We start from the raw sequence: 1,011 nt of genomic DNA, 5'->3' as shown, positions 1-1,011 counted from the left end.
CCCGCACCCGCACCGCACAACGGCACCGCACGCCGCCCCCCGTCCCCGCACGAGCCGTCCCCGTACGAGCAGGGCTCCCCCGTCCCCGAGGAGCCCGACGACGACCTCCTGCCGCCCGTCGGCAGCGTCGACCTCGCTCTGGACGTCTCCGGGGAGACCGTCGCCAAGGTCGCCGGCCGCGTCGCCGACCGGCTCGGGCTGAGCCCCGCGGGGGACGAGGGCTCGGCGGTCGGCCTGCTCGGCGCCGCCCGCGCCGTGCCGCTGACGATCGTCGCGGAGGGCGTCGACTACGCGGCGGACCCCCTCGCGCTGGTCGAGTTCACCGACCTCCTCGCCGCCCGGGGCGCCCGTCTGCTCCTCGTCTTCCGCAACCCCGAATCGCAGAGCCTGGAGCTGGCGCTGAGGATGGCTGACCCCGGCAAGGACGAGACCGCCGCCCGCCTCGACCGGGTGCGCGACCGCATCGACCACATCGCGCGCCGCGAGCGCACCGCCCACGACCGGACCGCCCTGATCGCCCCCGTCCGCCCCGTCCCGCAGCGGGCCGCCGCCCTGCGCCTGGACCTCACCGCGCTGCGCCGCCACCCCGAGCCGGGCAGCGCGCGCTTCCTCACCGACCTCGGCGCCTTCGAGAGCACCGTGGAGGCCGAGCTGCTGCGCGTCGAGGAGGCGATCGGCCTGGCCGAGACGCAGATCGCCCGGCGCGACGAGCTGCGCGGGCGCCTGGAGGCCTTCTTCGCCCTGCTCGCCTCCCGCAGCATGGAGGAGGAGCAGGCGGCCGCGCCGCTCTACCGCACCGCGCACAACCTCCTGCACCGGGCGCCCTGCGAGCTCGCCGAGGCCGAGCGGGCCGTGGAGCGCTTCGCCGAGGCCGTGCGCCACCACACCCACCGGCCGCGAGGAGGCGACGCCTCGTGAACGCCCCCACTCACCCTCCCGGCGAAGGCCCGCCCGGGCCCGCGGCCGTCGCAGCCGGGCCGGGGGCAGGGGGCCCCGACGGGAGGCGGGGCC

1 pseudogene is annotated in these 1,011 nt (G+C 78.2%); it reads left to right on the top strand.

What is annotated here, in order from left to right:
- Positions 1-918, top strand: a pseudogene (locus ACSNOH_RS34895) (hypothetical protein); the annotation flags it as partial.
- Between the last annotated feature and the right edge of the window lie 93 nt (positions 919-1,011).

It is taken from the genome of Streptomyces sp. URMC 127 (assembly GCF_051386535.1).
In the GTDB taxonomy this organism is placed as follows: domain Bacteria; phylum Actinomycetota; class Actinomycetes; order Streptomycetales; family Streptomycetaceae; genus Streptomyces.
The sequence above is the reverse complement of the archived record's forward strand: the minus strand, read 5'-3'. Positions and strand labels throughout refer to the sequence as shown.